Source organism: Streptomyces sp. NPDC021012 (genome assembly GCF_044333355.1).
In the GTDB taxonomy this organism is placed as follows: Bacteria; Actinomycetota; Actinomycetes; order Streptomycetales; family Streptomycetaceae; genus Streptomyces.
Genome location: NZ_JBIRQU010000010.1, coordinates 248,951 through 265,497, shown reverse-complemented (window position 1 = coordinate 265,497; position 16,547 = coordinate 248,951). Strand labels below are relative to the sequence as shown.

At 72.4% G+C, this 16,547-nt stretch carries 14 protein-coding genes and 1 pseudogene; 9 read left to right on the top strand and 6 right to left on the bottom strand.

What is annotated here, in order from left to right; all coding sequences use genetic code 11:
- Positions 1-26: 26 nt before the first annotated feature.
- The 5 genes and pseudogenes from ACH4TP_RS29795 to ACH4TP_RS29775 all read left to right on the top strand — a co-directional run bounded on the left by ACH4TP_RS29795 (position 27) and on the right by ACH4TP_RS29775 (position 4,479).
- Positions 27-902, top strand: a complete 876-nt coding sequence (locus ACH4TP_RS29795) for a hypothetical protein (RefSeq protein WP_398439686.1) — start codon at positions 27-29, stop codon at positions 900-902.
- 34 nt (positions 903-936) lie between these two features.
- Positions 937-1,065: pseudogene (locus ACH4TP_RS29790) on the top strand (IS5/IS1182 family transposase); the annotation flags it as partial.
- A 266-nt stretch (positions 1,066-1,331) separates the two neighbouring features.
- Positions 1,332-1,796, top strand: coding sequence for a DUF4240 domain-containing protein (locus tag ACH4TP_RS29785; RefSeq protein WP_398439639.1), 465 nt, complete (start codon positions 1,332-1,334; stop codon positions 1,794-1,796).
- A 280-nt stretch (positions 1,797-2,076) separates the two neighbouring features.
- Positions 2,077-3,027: a hypothetical protein gene (locus ACH4TP_RS29780; protein ID WP_398439638.1), complete on the top strand. Its 951-nt coding sequence runs from the start codon at positions 2,077-2,079 to the stop codon at positions 3,025-3,027.
- A gap of 60 nt (positions 3,028-3,087) precedes the next feature.
- Positions 3,088-4,479, top strand: coding sequence for a Mucin-2 (locus ACH4TP_RS29775; RefSeq protein ID WP_398183042.1), 1,392 nt, complete (start codon positions 3,088-3,090; stop codon positions 4,477-4,479).
- A 302-nt stretch (positions 4,480-4,781) separates the two neighbouring features.
- Here ACH4TP_RS29775 and ACH4TP_RS29770 read toward each other — a convergent pair whose 3' ends face one another.
- Entirely contained in the window at positions 4,782-5,396 is a 615-nt protein-coding gene (locus ACH4TP_RS29770) for a helix-turn-helix transcriptional regulator (RefSeq protein WP_398439637.1), read from the bottom strand.
- A gap of 99 nt (positions 5,397-5,495) precedes the next feature.
- Between ACH4TP_RS29770 and ACH4TP_RS29765 the strand changes: the two genes are divergently transcribed.
- Entirely contained in the window at positions 5,496-5,954 is a 459-nt protein-coding gene (locus tag ACH4TP_RS29765) for a hypothetical protein (protein ID WP_398183048.1), read from the top strand.
- Positions 5,951-7,159 carry an FAD-dependent oxidoreductase gene (locus tag ACH4TP_RS29760; RefSeq protein WP_398439636.1) on the top strand — a complete coding sequence of 403 codons (1,209 nt, stop codon included), beginning with the start codon at positions 5,951-5,953 and terminating at the stop codon, positions 7,157-7,159. The genes ACH4TP_RS29765 and ACH4TP_RS29760 overlap by 4 nt, the downstream gene beginning before the upstream one ends.
- A gap of 16 nt (positions 7,160-7,175) precedes the next feature.
- On the opposite strand, the gene ACH4TP_RS29755 is transcribed toward ACH4TP_RS29760, so the two are convergent.
- The 5 genes from ACH4TP_RS29755 to ACH4TP_RS29735 form a co-directional block, all read right to left on the bottom strand.
- A complete protein-coding gene (locus ACH4TP_RS29755) occupies positions 7,176-7,943 on the bottom strand; it encodes an ABC transporter ATP-binding protein (protein WP_398183053.1) in 768 nt (255 codons plus the stop codon).
- The gene (locus ACH4TP_RS29750) at positions 7,940-10,660 is read right to left on the bottom strand and encodes an ATP-binding cassette domain-containing protein (protein WP_398439635.1); all 2,721 of its coding nucleotides are present in this window, start codon (positions 10,658-10,660) and stop codon (positions 7,940-7,942) included. The genes ACH4TP_RS29755 and ACH4TP_RS29750 overlap by 4 nt, the downstream gene beginning before the upstream one ends.
- 12 nt (positions 10,661-10,672) lie before the next feature.
- Positions 10,673-11,920, bottom strand: a complete 1,248-nt coding sequence (locus ACH4TP_RS29745; RefSeq protein WP_398439634.1) for an ABC transporter substrate-binding protein — start codon at positions 11,918-11,920, stop codon at positions 10,673-10,675.
- Between the two features lie 84 nt (positions 11,921-12,004).
- Positions 12,005-12,670, bottom strand: a complete 666-nt coding sequence (locus ACH4TP_RS29740) for a class I SAM-dependent methyltransferase (protein WP_398439633.1) — start codon at positions 12,668-12,670, stop codon at positions 12,005-12,007.
- A gap of 163 nt (positions 12,671-12,833) precedes the next feature.
- Entirely contained in the window at positions 12,834-14,063 is a 1,230-nt protein-coding gene (locus tag ACH4TP_RS29735) for a pyroglutamyl peptidase (RefSeq protein WP_398439679.1), read from the bottom strand.
- Between the two features lie 253 nt (positions 14,064-14,316).
- Here ACH4TP_RS29735 and ACH4TP_RS29730 point away from each other — a divergent pair, with 253 nt between their 5' ends.
- Together ACH4TP_RS29730 and ACH4TP_RS29725 are read left to right on the top strand one after the other, a co-directional pair.
- Positions 14,317-15,837, top strand: a complete 1,521-nt coding sequence (locus ACH4TP_RS29730; protein WP_398439632.1) for an MFS transporter — start codon at positions 14,317-14,319, stop codon at positions 15,835-15,837.
- Positions 15,834-16,475, top strand: a complete 642-nt coding sequence (locus ACH4TP_RS29725; protein WP_398439631.1) for a TetR family transcriptional regulator — start codon at positions 15,834-15,836, stop codon at positions 16,473-16,475. The genes ACH4TP_RS29730 and ACH4TP_RS29725 overlap by 4 nt, the downstream gene beginning before the upstream one ends.
- Positions 16,476-16,547 lie beyond the last annotated feature (72 nt).

The window sequence follows — 16,547 nt, the reverse complement described above, 5'->3', positions numbered from 1 at the left end:
GCCTCCCGCCCGGTCATCCTGACCCAATGGGAGACAGAGCCAACGTCATCGTGGTCCGCGAGAACGGCACACACGAGCTGTACCGGACCGGCTGGGCGGTCGGAATCGACCTCGACCTGCTGGAAGGGCCGACGCAGGTTCTCGCCATGCTTCCCGGACTCCGCCAAGACGACTGGTGGTTGGACGACACCATGGCCCAGGGCGGGATACTGCTCGACCTCGGCCGGAAGGTGCTCCTGTTCTTCGCCTGGGAAGGGCCAAGCACTGAGCTCCGCCACCGCGCGGCCATGTTCGAGCTGATCCGCGCTGCGTGGCCGGGCTGGGAAGTCCGCTGGCTGTACGACGGCTCGGCCGAACTGCGTGAGTACGTCGGGCTCGACCCGGAGTACGTCCGCTGCCGCGATTCGGATCCCTCTTTGGCCCCGCTCCTCGCCCCCGAAGACGAGGACTTGGCCGGGCCCGACCCAGGCGGTGTGGTGATCACGGTCAGCACCGGTCGCTGCCACGTCGCCTCTGACGCCTTCGACCACCCTGTCCGCGAGGGTGTCGCCCTGCTCAACCGCCTGGCAAACGCCCCCGGGCACGGAGGCTGCCACCTGCACGTCAACTCCGGCATCCACCTCGCCCCGGAACGCCGCCACCTGGGCTGGTGGTCCCTCTACTCCTCGCCACAGGCTTACCAAGTACCAGAGTTGTGGCCGGGCTGGACGGTGGAGTTCTGGCAGGACGACTGGGAACGGCATGTCAGAGCCAGCGACCGCTTCTCTCCGGCGGCATTCGACGCCGGAGAGGAAGCCAGAGCCGCGGTGCTCGCCGAAGCCGGGGAGCGCCGGGCTGTCCGGGCCCGCAACCGCGCCCAGACCACCCGTCCACGGACCGCACCAGCTCGGTCCCAGGGATGACCGCAACCGGCCTGATCATGGACGACTGGCCGACATCACGCATTCAAGCTCAGTAGCAGCGTCAGAACCGTCTTGGACAGCCCCGTTCACCGGGCTGACCCCACGGCAGTTCGGCAAGTTGTTCGCTGCACTGCGGCGTGAGGAAGCGGACTCAGTCCGCAAGGATCAACTTCCATATACCGCAACGGGAAGGCTTGGAAATACGGCGCAGGAAAGGGAAACCGAGTCCAGGGTCAGGTCAACAAGGAGAAGCTGACCCAGCATCAACACTCCTGGTTGTGCAGACTTCACCACGCGTACTCCTCCGGGAAGGAGAGGGCGCGGCGGATGCCGGGGTGCCCGAGCGGCACCCCACCGACTCGCTGGTCTCTTGTTCCGTTTCGGCGTGTCGAGTAAGTTGCCTCGGAGTCGTGGCCCGAGGGGTGAAAGTTGAACGAGTCCGAATTCTGGGAAATCATCGAAGCGTCCGCCGATTCCGATATCTCGATCCACTGCGGGGCGATCTCGGCCAGGCTGACCGACCGTTCACCGGGCGAGATCACCGAGTTCGCCGATGTGCTGGCCGAGTCGCTTTTTCGGCTCGACCTCAAGATTCTGGCTGATACACCGGTCAAGGGGGCTGTTTCCCGGTCAGGGCGGCCCTTGCCGTTGTCCGAGGACGGATTCCTTTACGCCCGCTGCGCTGTGATCCTGGCGGGCAGAAAGGCTTACGGGGAGATTCTGACGGATCCGGCGGGGGTCGATTTCTCTCCCTATACGAGCGATGAGGCCGCCGTGGCGGAAGAGTTGCTCGAGGCCGCTCCTACCGCTTTCGGGCGCGTCACCGGGGTCGAGTGGGAGCACGTCGAGCCCTTCGACTATGAGACCGGCAGCAACGAGGACGGCTGGGCGTGACCTGATTGCCGGATCCCGTGCTGCCGTAGCCGTACTGACGACCGTACGGCCGTAACCGTACGGTCGTCAGCACAGCCCGCGTCCGTGGCTGCCAGGGGTGCCACACGGTCCGTTCACGGGCCTTGCGGTTCGCCTCGTTCGCGGGATCGGCGATCTCGCGGGCGGGGAGCCGCATGGCGCCGAAGCCCATGCGGGCGACGGGAAGGTCTCCGCCGAGAGGGAAGGCGGAGGGCGGGTTCTCACGGGGCGTGGTCATGCCTCCGGATGCTCGGGATGCCTCGTGTCGAAGGCGAACGAGTGGCAGCTCGGTGCCATGACGACGAAAGGCGTCGTGACGCTGCGGGGCGAGGCCGAGCTGGTACGGTGCGCGGGCGCCCTGTTCGAGGGGGTGCGACGGGAGTTCCTCTGCGCCGCCGGGGAGCCTGGGACGTGGTCGACCGCCGCCCCGCGTGCGCGTCGCGCGCTCCCGCCGGGTGTCGTGGTGCGCAAGTTGTACGGGCCCGGTGTCTTCCGGGCCCCCGACGGCCGGGAGTTGCTGGGGCGCCTCGGCGGGGCCGGCGCGGAGATCCGGATCTCGCCCGCGCCCCCGGTCCACGAGGCGATCGTCGTCGACCGGCGCCTCGCCGTACTGGCGGCCCCGCGGTCCGTCCCGGGAGAACCCCGTACGTACAGCGTCGTCCAGGAGCCGGACGTGGTGGCCGGGGTGCGGGCTCTGTTCGAGACGGCCTGGGAGACCTCGACGGACCTCGCCACGTACCGCCGTACGCCGTTTCCCCGTCTCGGCGACGCCGAACGGGCCGTCCTGCGGGCCCTGGCGGCCGGCCACACGGACGAGGCCGCGTCCCGCCTGCGGGGAGTGTCCCTGCGAACCTACCGCCGACGGGTCGCCGCCCTCATGACCGCCCTGAACGCCCGTTCCCGCTTCCAGGCCGGCCTGCGAGCCCGCGAGATCCTCGGCCGACAGCTCGGACACCTGACGGTGCCCGAGCTGTCGGAGGCAGGAACGAGTAGTGCCACAACGTGCCGGTACGAACGGTGGCCGGCGGTACGCGGTCGGGGTCGCCGTCGACCGTGGTGCCTTCTTCGGCAGCCGTTGTCCGGGCGGGAGGGAGCAGCGTGTACTCAGGGCCGAAGTTGCCGTCCCCCGCCCGCCGGTAGAGCGCGGCAAGGATGCGACAGTGTCCGTAGCCCTGCTCCGGCCGGGCGGCCGGGGCCGCTCGACGGTTTCTGACGGGCGTCCGGGAGATCATGGGCGCGGATCAATCGGGGAAGACGCAGGGGCAGGGGAGTCATGGTCGCGTTCCACGCATCCGCGCTGGACGGAATCGCCCGCAATTCGGCGTTGCCGACGCCGCTGCTGTTGCGGCTGCTCGCCTTCGACGGGGGCGGCGGCCGTCCGCCCCGTGATGCCCTCCGGCGGGGCGGGCTTGCGGGGCAGGCCGTCGAGGTGATCCTGGCGCATCCGGATCCGGGCGTTCGGATCGACTTCGCTCTGAGTGCCAGGGCGGAGGCCGTACAGCGGGCGCGGCTCGCGGACGACCCCTCGCCCAAGGTGCGGGTCGCTCTCGCGTACGGTCCTGACCGCCTTCCGCGTACGACGGTCGAGCCGCTGCCGGACGCCGTGTGCGCCCGCTTGCTCGACGATCCCGACCCCTCCGTCCGCGCGGCGCTGCTGGACTCGCCCCATCTGGCGCCGTCGTTCGTGGCCTCGATGGCTGCTCACCACGATCCGGCGGCGCGCCGGGGCGCGGTGCGGGCATGGGGGATCCTGTCGCCGGGCGAGCGGTCGGCGCTGCTGGCCGACCCCGACCCCGGGGTGCGGCGGGCGGCCGCACTGCGGGAGTGCCGACGGGACGCGCGTCTCACCGCGGAACTCCTCCGCGGTCCGGAGTCCGCCGCCGAGGCGCTGCGCCGCGGGCTCCTTGCCCGTACCGATGCCGAGCGGTGCGTCGCCGAGCGGAGGCACCTGGAGGCCCTCGCGGAGAACCCGTCGCTGCCCGCCGACCTCGTGGAGCGGCTCGCCGTCGACCCCGACGAGGCCGTACGACTCGCGGTCTCCGTCAGGCCCGAGCTGGACGAGACGCGACGCATGGCGATCGACTTCACGGCCGACGATTTCGACCGGGGGGACGGCGTGCGGTGGGTACGGGACGGGTCGGCCGACCCCGAGGTGCTGCGCCGGGCGGCGACCTCCGCCCACCCGCTGCTCCGGCGCGCCGCCGCCCGGAGCCCCCACCTGCCGCCCGACCTGCTGCGCCTCCTCGCACGCGTCGAGGACCCGGTCCTTGAGAACCTTCTGGGCATCCACCACCCCGACACCCCGGAGGAGGTCCTGATGCGTGTGTTCGCGCGGCTCGGTGGGACGTTCTCCGCCTGGATGGCGGAGACGCATCCCCGCTTTCCCCGCGAGGGTCTCGCCGCGCGCTACGCGGACCACCCGGACGGGAACTACCGCCGGCTGGCCGTCCGGGACCCGGCGGCCACGCCGGAGCTGATCGAACGGCTCAGCCACGACCCCGCGGTCTGGACGCGGCAGGCGGCGGTCGGTGATCCGCGCCTCCCGCTCCACCGGCTCCGCGAGGCCCTCCTCGTCCCCGAACTGGCCTCCAGCGCGGGGGCCAACCCGGCGCTGCCCGAGGACGAGATGGCCGCCGTCATGGACCGGGCCGGCGTTCCCGCCTGACCACTGAGCGGAACCGCTCTGCTCTGCTTCGGTCGACCGGAGTCGGCGCCCTCCCGCGCTCGTGGAAGGAGCAGCCTGCGTCGCGGGGGCTCGATGGCCGTGCCGACGGACGTCGCCTCGTCGCCGGGCACTGCGGTGGCGGCCGAAGTGCCGGTCCTCAGGCAGGGCGGCCACCTGTCGTGGGGGCTGCTGCCGGAGCGACGGCGTCCAGGCGGATCCGGCCACCGGTCAACGCTCGCCGCGCGTTTGACCCCGCGAGAGCGCGACGCGTCAGGCCGTACCCGGACGCGTCGGAGGCGGGCTCACGGTTGCGTCGGCTCGGACGCGAGGGCCTCCAGCTGTTCCTGCGACGCCGAGAGCCGGCCGGCTCGCAGGTCTTCGACCACTGTGCGTACCCATTCCAGCTCCGCGGCCGTCACCGCCCGCAGGTACTCGGTCTCCAGGCGGGTGATGCGCGGCAGACCCCGCTCCGCCTCGGCGGTCATGGCCGCTTCCAGTCCGTCGAGCTGCGCTGCGAGGGCGTCGGCCCGCCGCTGCAGTACGTCCGCCATTTCTTCGGGCGTGAGCAGCAGCAGGTTCGAGAGGGCGGCCGGGAACTCGGGGAACTCCTGCTTGGGCGCGGAGAGCATCTCCTCCAGCCAGGCGCGGGCGATCTCGCGTCCCGCGTCGGTGACCTCGTACACGGTCCGCTCGGGGTACTGCTGATCGCGCCCGGTCTCGAGGACCGCGATCAGCCCGTCGCCATGGAGTCTCTCGATCGTGCGGTAGAGGCTCGCGCGCTGCCTGACGTTGACGACCTGCTCCTTGCCCCAGTCCTTGACCAGCCGCTGGATGCCGTACGGGTGCAGCGGCTTGTAGTGCAGCAGGGCCAGGACGGTCAGGGCGAGGGGGGAGCTGCGGGGAGCGGATGCGGTCATGGACGCGATTTTAGCCCGGAGTGACTAGTTGACGAGAAACTAGTTTCAGTGAAACTATCGAATCGTCGACGCGACGTAGCCCCGAGAGGAACCACCGACATGTCCCTCACCGAGCGCATCCACTCCGACCACGACCTCGTCAAGCACCTCGGCGACTGGACCGAGGCCGGCCGCTTCGAGGTCAAGGCCCGCCACGGCACCGCCGTCCTCGACCTCCGCTCCCCCGGCCTTCCCGACGACGTCGAGATCCACCTCGACATGGACCGGGCCGTGGTCAAACTGCTCGTCGACGACGCCACCGCCGTCGACCACGGGAGCCTGAGGTGGACCGCCCGCGGCAAGGTCAAGGACTCCCCGCCCTCATCCACCCGCGACACGGCGACCGGCCGCCGTGTCCGCCTGTCCGGCTCCGCGACGAACAGCGAGATCCGCGTCCACCGCGGTGGCGTCGCGATCCTGTCGGCGATGTTCTCCCGCGCGTACTTCCAGGACGTGCGCCGCGCGCACAGGAGCGGCGGCGTACCCACGATCCACGACCCGAGGGGGCACCAGTCATGACCCGCACCGACGGAACCCGCACCGCGCTCGTCATCGGCGGCGGCATCGCGGGCCCGGTCGCCGCGATGGCCCTCCGCCAGGCGGGCATCGAGGCCTCCGTCCACGAGGCGTACGGCTCCACGGCCGATGGGATCGGAGGCGGTATGACCATCGCTCCCAACGGCCAGAACGCCCTCGACGCGATCGGCGCGGGCGACCTCGTCCGCGCCATCGGCACACCGGTCACCGCCATGGGACTACGCAGCTGGACGGGCAGGGACCTCGCGCGGTTCGCCCCGCCCTCCCACCTCCCGTCCCCGCGGTTCGTCTGGCGCGCCGACCTCTACCGGGCGATCCACGACGAGGCGGAGCGCCGCTCCGTCCCCGTCCACCACGGCAAGCGGCTGACCGGCACGACGGAGACCGGATCCGGCATCACCGCGCACTTCGCGGACGGTACGGAGGCGAGCGCCGATGTCCTCATCGGCGCCGACGGCATCCGCTCCACGGTCCGCTCCCTGATCGACCCGGCCGCGGCACAGCCGAACTACGCCGGCCTGGTCTGCTTCGGAGCACGGATGCACCGGTCGGGGATGCCCTCCACCGACGGCGTCATGTACATGTGCTTCGGCAAGCGCGCGTTCTTCGGCTACCAGGTCTTCGAGGACTCCTCGGCGGTGTGGTTCGTGAACCTGCCCCACCGCGCCCCGATGACGGTCTCCGAGGCCCAGGCCATCGGCGCGGACGCGTGGATGCGCGTCCTGCGGAACGCCTTCGCCGACGACCGCACCCCCGCCCTCGGGATGATCAGCCGCACCGAGGCCGACGATCTCCTCATCACCGGCCCGATGGAGAACATGCCGGGAGTCGCGCACTGGACCCGCGGCCGCATGACCCTGATCGGCGACGCGGCCCACGCCGCCTCCTCCAGTTCCGGGCAGGGCGCCTCCATCGCCGCCGAAAGCGCCGTCCAACTGGCGCGCTGCCTGCGGGACCTGCCCTACGACCAGGCTTTCGCAGCGTACGAACGACTGCGCCGCCCCCGCGTCGAACGCATCATCAAGCTCGGCGCCCGCACGAACAGCAACAAGACCGCGGGCCCGGTCGGCCGCGTGCTGCGCGACCTCGTGATGCCGGTCGCCATGAAGCTGGTCAACCCCGAGAAGACGGCCTGGCAGTTCGACCACCACATCGACTGGGACGCGCCGGCAGCACCGCGGGCATGACACGTGACGACGGAACCTACGCCCCACCGGGGCCGGTGCCGAGGTACGCCTCCCGTACCGCCGGGTCCGTCTGGACCTCGGCGGCCGTTCCTTCGGCGAGGACCCGGCCGAGGTCGAGCACCACGACGCGTGAGCACAGTTCCATCACGAAGGCCACGTCGTGCTCGACGAGCAGCACGGCGCAGTTCTCCTCGTCGGCCATGTGGCGGATGACGGCGGCGAGTCCGCGGCGCTCCTCGACGGTCGTCCCGGACGCCGGTTCGTCCAGGAGCAGGACCCGGGGCGGATCGGCGAGGGCGCGGGCCAGTTCGACCATGCGGGCCTGTCCGACGGGCAGCCCGCCCGCGTACGAGCCCGCGAGCGCGTCGAGTCCGCACTCGTGGAGCACGGCGGCGGCCCGCTCCCGGTGGCGCCGCGCGGCGGGCCGTACTCCGCCCCGCCATTCCTGTGCCACGACGAGGTTGTCCGTGACGGTCAACTGGCCGAAGAGCTGCTGGCGTTGGAAGGTACGACGGATGCCGTGCCGGGCCCGCCAGACGGGGGACCGGCGGGTGATGTCCGTACCGTCGTACGCGATCGTTCCCGCGTCCGGCCGCCGCATCCCCGACAGCACGTCGAAGAGAGTCGTCTTGCCCGCGCCGTTCGGTCCGATGAGGCCGTAGATCTCACCGGGGCCGACGGAGAGGGTGACGCCGCGCAGGGCGTGGACGCCGCCGAAGCGGACGTCGATCCCGCTCGCGCGGAGCAGCGTGTGGTTCGTCGTGGGGTTCGTCGTGTGGTTCATCGGCGGACTCCCGTCCCCAGGTAGGCCTCGGCGAGCCGGTCCCGGTCCACCTCGGACCGGGGCCCGGACCAGGCGATCTCGCCCTGGGCCAGGTAGGCGACGGTGTCGGCGATGCCGAGCACCTCGGCCGCCTTCTCCTCGACGAGGACGAGCGCGGTGCCGTGGTCGCGGAGTTCGGTCAGGAGGTGGAAGACCTCGTCCACGACGCGGGGCGCGAGGCCGAGGGACGGTTCGTCGGCGACGAGGACCGCCGGCGGTCGCTGGAGGAGTGGGGCGAGGGCGAGGAGCTGCTGCTCGCCGCCCGACAGGGACCCGGCGGCGACGGTGCGGCGGGCGGCGAGCGCGGGGAACCGCGCGTACACGGCGTCGCGGTCCTCGGCTCGCGTCAGGTGCAGGGCCAGGTTCTCCTCGATCGAGAGTCCGGCGAAGATGCCCCGCCCCTCGGGGGCCAGTCGTACGCCACGGCGTGCCCGGGTGACCGCCGCGTCGCGGGTGGCGTCCTCCCCCCGTACGCGTACGAGCCCGTCGGCCGGCCGCAGCAGTCCCGCCGCCACCCGGCAGAGGGTGGACTTCCCGGCCCCGTTGGGCCCGAGCAGCACCAGCACCTCACCGCCGCGCACCGCGAGGTCCACGCCGTGCAGCACGGGCGCGCCGCCGTAGCCCGCGTGTACGCCGGTCAGTTCGAGCGCGCTCGGCGCCTCGCGGGAGCCGCTGCCCGTTTCCGTTCCCGTTCCCGTTCCTGGCGCGGCGCCCCCGGCACCGACTACGTACCGCTCGGGCGGGCCCTCCCCCGCCGGTCTCCGCTTCGCGGCCCGTCGGGCCGCTCGTCTCGACGGCAGTGCGGCGCAGTACCCGTCCGGGTCGTTCGCCAGCGCGAGGCCCGCCAGGCCGAAGAGGATCACCGGGAGCTGCGCGGACTCCGTCACGTACGTGGCCATCAGGTGCGGGACCACCGCGAAGACGAGGCCCGCCACCACCGCGAACTGCGGTCTGCGCACCCCGGCCGCGACCACGACCGCCAGCCAGACCAGGCCCGTCATCGCCGTGAAGTCCGTGGCGGTGATCCTGGTGTTGTACGAGGCGTAGAGCACCCCGCCGAAGCCGGCGAGGCCCGCGGACACCGTGAACAGCAGGAGTTTCGTCCGTACCACCGAAACGCCCGACGCGGCGGCGGCCTCCGGGGCCGAGCGGACCGCGAGCATGGCCCGGCCCCAGCGGGAGCCGCGCAGCCAGGTGAGGAGTGCGACCGTCACCCCGCTGAGCAGGACGAGGGCGAGCCCCAGCGCCCGGTCGTCGCCGAGGTCCACGGGTCCGGCCACCGGCCGGGGGACCTCCCAGCCGGTGTCGCCGTTGCGCAGCCATCCGAGCTGGAAGAGCACCTGGTCCGCCAGGAAGGCGAGCGCCAGGGTGGCCAGGGCCAGTGTTCTGCCTCCGAGCCGCAGGGCGGGAAGGGCGACCACGGCGCCGAGCAGGGCCGCCGCCAGGGTGCCGGCGGCGGCCGCGGCGACGAAGGGCCAGCCGTGGCTCATCAGCAGCCCGGCGACCAGGGCGGCGGCGGTCACGAACGTCGCCTGGGCCAGGGACACCATCGCGCCGAGGCCGGTGACCACCGTGAACGACATGAAGACGAGCCCGATCGCGAGCCCTTGGGCCAGGATGCCGCTCCAGAAGGGTGTGGTGACGGTGTAGAACGCCGTGCCGAGGAGCGCGCCGGCCGCCAGCCAGGGACCCCAGCGGCGGCCCCGGCCCTTCCCGGCGAGGTAGTCGACCGGGGGCGGGTCCGCGGCCGCCGTGCCCGCCGCGCGGCTCCGCCGCCGTCCGAGGACGACGAGTCCGGCGAAGAGGATGAGGAACGGTACGGCCGTGCGGAAGCCGGTGATGTCCTCGGCGAACGACGCGTACCCCGCCACCAGGTTCTGCAGCACTCCGAGCCCGAGGCCGCCCGCGAAGGCGAGCGGGACGGACGTGAAGCGCCCGAGGACCGCGGCGGTGGCCGAGACGAACAGGAACAGCGTGTAGTCGTGCGCGGAGAGGCCGAGGAGCGGGGTGGCGAGGACACCGGCGAGGCCCGCGAGGCCGGACGACAGCATCCACGCGATCGAGGACAGCCGGTCCGCGCTGATGCCCCGCAGCTCGGTCAGCGTCCGGTTGTCGACCGCCGCCCGCAGCCGCAGGCCGAGCCGGGTGTGCCGCATCAGGGCCCACAGGCCGGCCGCCGCGAGGGCGGTGGCGATCCAGGTGATCAGCTGGTCGGAGTCGATGCCCACGCCGTCGAGCGGCTGCCAGGACACCGCGGGGCTGGGCCCTACGCCCGGCAGCCCGAACTGGTTCTCGGCGGGCTGGACCGGGGCGCCCGTACGCTCCAGGAGTTCGACGACCCACAGTCCGGCCGCGGGCAGCGCGACGAGGAGACCGATCGTGGCCACGATCTGCGCCGTCTCGCCGGCCCCGGCCAGTTTTCCGAACATCAGCCGGTCCAGGCCCCAGCCGAGGCCGGGCGCCACCACGAGCACCAGGAGCAGGGCGGTGGGGACGGCCGGCCAGCCGAAGCCGGAGTGCAGCTCGTAGAACGCGAGGGCGCACAGGTAGGCGGTGGCGCCGTGCGCGAAGTTGAAGAGCCCGGAGGCGGAGTAGGACAGGACGAGGCCGGTCGCGAGCAGCGCGTACAGCGCGCCCGAGACCAGCCCGCTCAGGACGAAGCCCAGCAGGTCACCCACGTGGCGCGCCCCTCAGCCGAAGGGGATCGGCGGATAGCACCGGAACGGCACGGCGACCTCGTACCGCCCGTTCTTCAGCCGGACGAGCGCCCCGCAGCCGAAGCTCTCCTTCTGTCCCTTGGGTTCGGCACGGTCGCCGACGAGCGTCCCGGTGTCGGAGAAGCCGTCGGCGGCCTTCTGGAAGGACTCGACGGTGAGGTCCTTGCCTGCCTTCTCCGCGATCGAGAGGAAGAGGTCGGCACTCATGTACCCCGTCATCATGTGCATGTTGAGGGGGATGTCCTTGCCGCCTGCGGCCTTCCTGATGTCGGCCTTGAACTGCCGCATCGCGGGGCTGTCCGATTCGAAGGGCTGGAACTGCAGCAGGACGTACACCCCGTCGAGGGCCTGCTTCGTCGCTTCCTTCGCGAGCAGTCCGGGATCGTAGTCGGTCGGGTCGGAGATGACGCCCTTGTAGCCGGACCGCTTGAGGGCGGTGAACAGGCCGATGTTGTACGGCGTCTGCATGACGGAGACGACGGCGTCGGGTGCGCCGCCGCCGGGGCCGGAACGGAGGATCTCCTTGGTGTACGCCGACCAGTCGCTGGGCATCGACGTCGCCGGCACCACGGCCTTGGCGTACGGCACCTGGAAGCCGGCCGCCTTGAACCCCTGGGTGAAGGTACGGATGCCGAACTTGCCGGCGTCGTTGTCGCCGGCGATCAGCGCGACCGACCTGCCGTGCGCGCCGCCGAGGACGGCCGCGAGGCCTTCGGGCCAGGTCTGGTTGAGCGTGCCGCCGGGCGTCGGGACGAGGCAGCCGTTGAAGCCGTAGAGGTGCTCGGGACCGCAGAAGGAGGGGAGCGTGCCCCAGCCCACCGTCGGGACCTTCCGGCCGTCGAGGAAGTCGGCCCCGGCGAAGGTGACCGAGCTCATGGGAGAGACGGCGAAGACCTCGTCCCGCTGGACGAGCTTGCGGGCCGCCGCCAGGTTCCTGGCGGGGTCCTGGCCGTCGTCCTCGGCCCCCAGGTACTCGATCTTCCGTCCGTTGATCCCGCCCTCGGCGTTGGCCCGGTCGTAGCGGGCGCGGGCGCCGAGGTCGGTGTCCTTCTTGGAGTAGCCGCTCGCGGTGGTCATGGAGACGATGCCGCCGACCCTGATGGAGTCGGCGGTGACCCCGCGTACGGAGGAGGGGCTGCTTCCGCCGGTGGACGCGGAGTTACAGGCGGTGACGAGGAGCAGGGTGCAGGCGGCGGCTATGACGCGCAACGGTCGAGGCACGGGCGATCCCTCCGTCGGGTGACCGCATTCTGTGACCGGACTGATGAAGCGTCAATAACTGATGCACCGTCAATTGACGATCCGTCAGACACCCTTCGTCGCGACCGGGCGGCGGGCGTAGGTGAAGAGGTGGTCCTCGGGAGCCGCGCGGTCGTCGTCCGGGTCGAAGACCGACAGCGCGTGGTGGAGCACGTCGAGCCCGCAGTCCTCCCGCTGGAGGCGCAGGTACTCCTCCACCGAGAAGCTGGAGACCCTGACCGTACGCTCCATCCAGACGATCTCGACGTCCTCCACGTCCACGGGCACGGTCGCCGTCACCAGGAAGCCGCCCGGCGCCAGCCAGCCGGCCATGCGCTTGAGGGCGGCGGCGGCCTCCGCCCGGCTCATCATCATCAGCGGGAAGAACGCGCACACCGCGTCGAAGCTGCCCTCCGGCGCGTCGAAGGCGCGCACGTCGCACCGCTCGAAGCGGGCCCCGGGCACCTGTGCGCTCGCGAGGGCGACCATCTCGCCGGACACGTCGATGCCGGTCACCTCGCAGCCGGCGCGCACCAGGAGGTCGGCGACCGGGCGACCGGTACCGCTGCCGACGTCGAGGACCCTGGCTCCCGCACCCAGTCGCGCGGTGAGCCACTCGACCGCCTCCAGCTGGGCCGGCAGCCGGACGAAGGCGCGTTCGTACGCGATCCCCAGGCCGTCGAACAGCTCCGCCGCCGACACCGTCCGCCCCTTCGTACCCTCGTGGTCCATTCCGAGTCCCTTCCGTCGCGGGGTGCCTACGGAGGGTTCGTACCACGCGCGGACCCGGGACCAGAAGAGCCGCACCGGGCGACGCGGGCCGGCAGCGCCCCCATCCCGGCGTGCCGGGTCGGCCCGGCGAGCTGCGTGCCGCCGGCCCACCCGCCTCCCGGAGCTACCGCGACCCGGCGGCCACGGCGACGATCGCCCGCACCTGGGCGATGATGTCGAGCCGGTTCCGTACGAACTGGGCGTCGGTGACCGTTCCCGTCGCCGGGTCGGTGTTTCCGGGGCCGAACTCGAGGACCGGCGTGTGGACGTGACCGCCGGGCAGCCGCGTCAGGCCGAGGCGGTCGCGCAGCAGGGTGGCCCGGTAGGCGATCTCGTTGGACAGGTAGTTCCCGCCGCCGCCCGCGCGGGCCGCGGAGCCGGGCGTCGGCCCGCCGGGGCGGACCACGGGGGTGCCGGACCCGGCCGGCAGTTCGGTCACGGAGGTGTTGTCGTACACCGGGAAGCGGCCCGTGGACGCCGCCGTGATCGCCGCGTACGGAAGGGTCGTCGACGTCCACTGGGGCTGTGTGGACGGATCGGCGACGGGAACGGTCTCCGTACGGGAGAGGTTCTCGTTGTCGGGGAACCCGCCGCGCCAGGCGCCGTTGGTCCGCTCGATGTCGAACCGGCCGGGCCGGCCCTGGCTCACCGTGGTGAAGAGGTCCACCTCCGGCAGGTGCGGGCCCAGGGTCCGCTCGACCGTGCCGTCGGCGAAGTCCTGCCAGCGGACGGGGAAGACGGTCGTCTCGACCCGGGCGAGGGAGCCGTCGGAGGTGCGCAGCCAGGTGCCGTCCAGTGCGAGCGCGGTGGCCCCGGAGGGGTTGCTGATGCGGGTGTCCCTGTCCAGCGTGAACGGGTCGAAGCCGGTCAGCAGGATGCGCTTCACTCCCTTCCCGGCCGGGTAGCGGATGGAGTCCTGGCCGCGCGAGGAGCGTTCGAGCCGGTCGAGGAGCCGGGCCCGGCCCTCCTCCGTGATCCCGAATCCGGGCTGCCAGGAACGGAGTTCACGGGTGAGCGCGAGTCGCGACCAGTACAGCGGCCGGTCGTCGTCCCGTGAGAGGCCGTCGCCCGCCGGTCCCCTGCCCTGCGCCCGGTCCACGGCACGCCGCCAGAGCCCCGATCCGTACCGGGCGACCGTCCGCTCGGCCGCGGCGAGGGAGTCGGTGCCGGCGAGGACGTCGGCGAACTCCGGCGCCAGGGAGGCGAATCCGCTGAGCCTGAGGATCTCCTGGGGCACGGCCCGGTCGAGCCGGGCCTCCTCCACGGAGGCGACGGCCGTCCCGGCGGCCGAGCCGGGCGGGGTCGCCAGGGCCAGGGAGACGGCGGCGAGGGGGAGGGCGAGTGCGGTGCGTATCGAGGTCACCTGAGTCCTCTCGTACGGGCATCACGAACGTCACGGGCAGGGCGTTCCGCCGGAAGCGGAGCTCCGCAAAGGCGCCCAGGCTACGGCGCCACCGCCCGCGCCCGCCGGGCGTTCCTCTGCGGGTGGCCTGATCTGCACTCGGCGAGGTAGGGGGACCCCGGTCTTGGCTTGGGGTGCACACTTGTTTACCTTGGGGGTGAACAAGTGTGCACCCCTCCGCTTCCCGCATCGCCCCTGGAGCACGATGACCTCCGCCGAAACCGAACCCGAACCCGAGTCCGCGCCGATACCCGGCCCGGGGTCCGGACACGCCCGCTCCCCGCTCGTCGTCCCCGTCCTCGCCTTCTGCGGCATGGTCGTCGCCGTCATGCAGACCCTCGTCGTACCGCTGCTGCCCCACGTGCCCGAGCTGACCGGGGCGAGCGCGGGCGCCGCGGGCTGGCTCGTGACCGTCACCCTGCTCACCGGAGCGGTGTTCACTCCGGTGCTCGGCCGGGTCGGCGACATGTACGGCAAGCGGCGGGTCCTCCTCGCGTCGCTCGGGGTGCTCACCCTCGGTTCCGTGCTCTGCGCGGTCAGCTCCGACATCGGCGTGCTGATCACCGGCCGGGCCCTCCAGGGCGCGGCGCTCGCGGTGATCCCGCTCGGCATCAGCATCATCCGCGACGAGCTCCCCGCCGAGCGCGTCCTGCCGTCGATCGCGCTCATGAGCTCCTCCCTCGGGATCGGCGCGGCGATCGGAGTGCCCCTGGCCGCCGTCGTCACGGAGAACTTCGACTGGCACACCATGTTCTGGGCGTCCGCCGCGCTCGGCCTGCTCGACCTCCTGCTCGTGCTGGTGATCGTGCCGGAGTCGGGCGTGCGCTCCCCGGGACGCTTCGACGTGCCGGGCACGCTGGGGCTCGCCGTCCTCCTCGTCGGTGTGCTCCTGGCGATCACCCAGGGCTCCGACTGGGGCTGGACCTCCGCGCTGACGCTCGGCGTGCTCGGCGCCTCGGTGGCCGTGGGGCTGCTCTGGGGCCGGTACGAGCTGCGCACCCCGTCCCCGATCATGGACCTGAGGGTGTCCGCCCGGCCCGCCGTGCTGCTGACCAATGTCGCGGCCCTGCTCATCGGCTTCTCGTTCTACGCGAACTCCCTGGTCACCGCCCAGCTCGTGCAGGAGCCCACGAGCACCGGGTACGGCCTCGGCGCCTCCATCGTCGTCAGCGGACTGTGCCTGCTGCCCGGCGGACTCGCGATGGTGGCCCTGTCCCCCCTCTCGGCGCGGATCTCCGCCGCGTACGGGCCCCGCACCGCGCTCGCCGTCGCGGCCGTGGTCATGACCCTGGGCTACGGGGTGCGCTTCTTCACCAGCCACAGCCTCTGGCTGATCGTCACCGGCGCCACCGTGGTCGCCTGCGGCACCGCCATCGCGTACTCCGCGCTGCCCGCCCTCGTCATACGGGCCGTGCCGGTGAGCGAGACCGCGTCGGCCAACGGCCTCAACACCCTCATGCGTTCCGTCGGCCAGGCCTGCTGCAGCGCGGTGGTCGCCACCGTGCTCGCCCGTGTGACCTTCGTCGTGGACGGCCGCACCGCGCCGACGCTCCACGCGTACCTGCTGATCTTCCTGATCGCCGCCGGAGCGGCCCTGGCCGCCCTCGTCGTCACCCTGCTCCTGCCGTCCGACCGGCCGGGCCGGGGCACCGCGCGCGACGGCGGACGGCCGGGCGGTACGGTCACGGTGTCACCACCCACCAGCGCCGTCCGAGGGAACGCATGAGCACCGCCGACGAACCCACCTCCCCGGCCCCGGCCGGCACGGACCGAACCGTCCGCCGGGAGGCCGGGCCCTCCCCCGCGGACGGAGCGGAGGAGGGCCCGGAGAACGGGCGCGAGGCCATCATCCGCGCCGCGCGGCGGGCGTTCACGCTCAAGCCGTACGCCGAGGTCACCATGCGCGGCATCGCCGCGGCGGCCGGGGTGAGCCCCTCCTTGATCGTCAAGCGCTTCGGCACCAAGGAAGCCCTGTTCAACACGGTCGTCGACTTCCGCCCGGCCGCCGCCGAACTCTTCACCGCTCCGCTGCCCGGCCTCGGCCGGCACCTCGTCCTGACCATGGTCGACCTCCGCGACCGGCTGCGCGGCGACCCGCTCCTGCGCGTGGTGTTCTCCCTCGGCATCGAGGACGAGCGCACCCTGCTGCGCGCCCGCTTCCGCGAGCAGGTCACCGACCGTCTCGCCGGCCTCCTCACCGGCCCCGAGGCCCGGCTGCGCGCCGAGCTGATCGCCGGCCAGCTCCTCGGCCTGGGCGCCACCCTGAGCCTCCACCGCCCCGACGGCGCCACCGCCCGCACCACCGCCGAACGGCTCGCGGACCTCTACGCCCCCGGCATCCAGCACCTCGTCGACGGGCGCTGAAGGACGGCACGGGTCGGGCGCGCCCCGGACCGCCGTTGGACGGGGCCCGCTCCGACCCTCGGACCAGGGCCC